Raw genomic sequence first — 3,522 nt, 5'->3', positions numbered from 1 at the left:
GATAACTAATAATTCTCGAACCCTAGCCGACGAACTGGGTTTTCGTAACCGCGAGAACGACAAGATAAGGCTCAAGAGTTATTTGACATCAAGGGATAACGGGTCGGTTTATTTGCTCGCATCTCCCAGCGGCTTTGGTAAATCAGAGCTCTTTCGACAGGTCATTATGAAAGATGAGAAGCGGGCTGTCGTGTCCGTCGATTTCCATGGAGCCAACCGTGAGAGCGTGGGGGAGCTCGATTTGCTCAAAAAGCTTGTCGAAGCTTTTGACCGTGCTGAACGGTCCGGCTTGGCGGTTCCTCGGATCGACGACTTCCTCGACAATTACTTCCATGAATACGGCCTAGAGTTGACTGCCGAAAATGCGGAGCGGATTGCCAAGGGTAGCGGAACTGCGGGCGCAATCGTACTATCCTTCTTCGATTTCTTTTTCGGCGCACAGCGGAATTTGTCGAAGCAGTTGCGAAATCTGTCTCGTGACCGCTTGACCCTGGTCGCGCAGCATTATCTGGAACATGCCGTTCTTTCCTCCAAGATCATTCTCCACGTGCAGAACACGCAGAACCTGAGTTCCTACGCCATCGGGTACCTGTCCAAGCTGCTGCACCACGCACCGGGCCTCCGGATGGTGTGTGAGATCCGAACCGTCTCAAGCGAGGCGGGGCCTGAGGCAGCTCCATTTCTCGAGGAATTCCGCAGGAACGGGATCCAAGCTCATTCCCATCCATTGGCCCCGCTGAACTCCACCGAAGTGGCAGAAATCATTCAGTCCGATGAACGTCTTCGCGCATGCTTCGTTCGTGACGCCCTAAAGGGTTGGGGAGGAAATCTGATCAACATCAGCGAGATGCGAGCAAGGATAGACAACCTACTTCCGGCCAACGACGCGGAATCGGCGGCAGGACGCAATGTGGCGTCGTTCGGTCCGGACGTCGGCCCTGACAACATCGGTCAACTCAGCAAAGAAGCACGAATGCTTCTCGCACTGGTCGCTGTGCACAAGGGACCGGCCATGCGAGCTGCAATTCGGGAAATCGTAAAAGCGCGTGCGGATCTCTTCCCACATGGGGATTTGAATAGCTGCGTGGACGAGCTTGCCACGAAGTGGCGCTATATTTTGGTCGATGAGAAACACGCCGAATTGACCCTCAGTCACGACCGCATCGGCCTCAATTTAATCGATACGGCACGCTTCCGCCCCGTTGTCGTGATGGCGCTGCGAGCTTGGGAGCTACATTACAAGCGGGGACTGGAACAGCCGGCTTTCTTCGTCACACAGGCGGAGGTTTATTCACAACTTCTGGCCATATACAAGAAGCTGGACGATGCCGCGTCAATCTTCGGCCTGATTGAACGGATCGCCACCACGGGAGTGGTGGATAAGGCGGATCCGGCCGAACTCGAGCTTTATCTCGTCAAAGTGCACGGCGACCTGCTGAAGGCCGGCGACTCCGAAAGCAATGATGAGATCTCCATCCGGATTGCGGATCTTCTTTACGGATTGGGTAGGCTTGACGCCGCTCTGTCGGTCCTTGGGCACATGTCGCGCCGGTATAATCGTTCCATAGTACTCAAGGCTTCGTTGCTTGAGTTGCAGAACCGACAAGCCGAGAGCCTCGCATTGGTGGAGAATGAATTAAAGTCCGTAAAGCCCTTCGGACAACCGGAATACTACCTTTCGCTGCAATTGGTGAGGCTCGTCTGCCTTCGTAGCCTCAACCGACACACGGAATGCCAAGCACTGTTCGACAGGCTTATCGGGGACCCGATTTTTAAGGGTACATGGACTTATGGAACGCTTTTGCGCAATGCCGAGATGGTGCTGCTACCATTGGAAGCGGCGCGTTATATCAGGGAGAGCATCGAACATTTTCAAAATTTCAACGCGGCTCCTATCGACGATTGGCGGCGGAGGGCGGCGATCGCGACATCCCGCTTGGCTCTTTCACTACAGCTCGGCGACGTGGGTGAACTGGATGAATGCGAGCGTCAGCTTAATCTGCTGACCGATGAATGCGATGGCCTAAACTTTGAGGTCGCCTCGGTCTACAACAATCTTGCGGCGGTTGCTCTGTATCGGGGCGCCCCTGGCGACACCTGCGCCGAATTCCTGCGCAAAGCGAATGCCACGGCCAACGGGGCGTTTACCTCGGTGGTAATTTACAACAATTGGATCATCTTCTGTGGCTTGAAAAGACGCGTGGAGGATTACCTCTATTTCTCAGAGCGGCTCTTGGGAATCTTGCGAGGTTGTGAGCCTGCAGACCAGGAAATCAGGCGGATTGCTTACTTCAACCTGTCCTGGGCAGCTCGGGAACTTGGCATGCCGGAACGGGCAAACCAATATCTTCACGAGGCTAAATCATTTGAGATCGATACGAATGCGGAGTTGTGGAAGTTCCGTTTCGCCGGCACCCCTATAGCCGATCCGAATTTCGCATTCAGATCGGGGTTTGCGTACTATCCGGCATTCCTGACGTCGTGGAGTCCGGAGATCTGTAGTCATCTAGACAATTATTGAGGATGCCGCGGACGACGTCGGTATAGGTCAGTCCTGCCTTGATCAAAGTGCCGCAAAACTCGGCCCGTTCGCCCAGGTGTGTGTCCGGAGTGAGCTCCAAAACCGTGAAGCCGCCGTCGGACAGGCGTCCATCAATGCGGAAGAATTGGACACGCCCAAGATTGCGAAAGAGAATTTTGCACTTCTGCAGTATCGAGTTCTCGATCTGCGGCGTCACCAAGCGGATGTCGGTGTCGGCACCAAGTTTATTCTTCAATGTGAAATCGAAAAGGCGTTCACTCAGATAGTCCTCATTGCCGGGAACATAGCGCTCAGCCGCCTCGATGGCATGAATCCCATACTGATTGCCAAGGATGCAAACACTTACCTCTCGGCCCGGCACGAATTCCTCTACAAGACAGGGCTGCCTGAACTGCTGGAGAAGTTCGGTCGCCAAGTGCGCCGCGTCCGCATGCGATGAAACCAGATTCCTTTGGGAAATACCCAGCGAGCCACCTTCTTGGTTCGGCTTTACGACGAGCGGCGGCTTCAGGGTTTCGATTAGTGCGACCGAACCGGCGTGCTGGATCAACACGCCGTTGGGTGTATCCAGACCGACGGAGCGCACCACGAGCTTGCTGAGATGCTTGTCCTGGCACAGGGCCTTGGTGAAGGCGTCGGCCCCCGCGTACATCACGCCCTGTGACTCGCAGACTGCGGGCAGGAGTGCATAACGGTTCCGTGAACCTGGAGGTGCAATGCAAGGAATTACAACATCCGTTGCGTGCCGTGAGATGTTTGCCAGAAATTCTTTTATGGAAAAATATTCATAAACCACAGGTGCCAGATCTTGCAGAACCTCACGCAATGCTATGTGATGACGCAATTCCGTCTGGTCGAGTTTTGGGTCGAGGGCATGCAGCCGCCCCCTATCTTTTTCCACGCCGTCGGAGATAAGGACGACGCCGGCAATGCAGCCGGTCAGCGAGCGCGAGAAAATAGGATGTGAATTATTAGTTATC

The 3,522-nt window shown here is 54.5% G+C and carries 2 protein-coding genes; one reads left to right on the top strand and one right to left on the bottom strand.

All coding sequences use genetic code 11. The features are described from left to right. A partial coding sequence (locus DXK32_RS32505; RefSeq protein WP_162801446.1) for a hypothetical protein occupies window positions 1-2,521 on the top strand: 2,521 nt, incomplete at its 5' end. On the opposite strand, the gene DXK32_RS31695 is transcribed toward DXK32_RS32505, so the two are convergent. Further along, the coding region (locus DXK32_RS31695) for a hypothetical protein (RefSeq protein ID WP_162801445.1) at window positions 2,442-3,522 on the bottom strand (1,081 nt) is incomplete at its 5' end. The genes DXK32_RS32505 and DXK32_RS31695 overlap by 80 nt on opposite strands.

The sequence above is a fragment of the Azospirillum brasilense genome (assembly GCF_003349955.1).
Classification (GTDB): Bacteria; Pseudomonadota; Alphaproteobacteria; order Azospirillales; family Azospirillaceae; genus Azospirillum; species Azospirillum brasilense_B.
The sequence above is the reverse complement of the archived record's forward strand: the minus strand, read 5'-3'. Positions and strand labels throughout refer to the sequence as shown.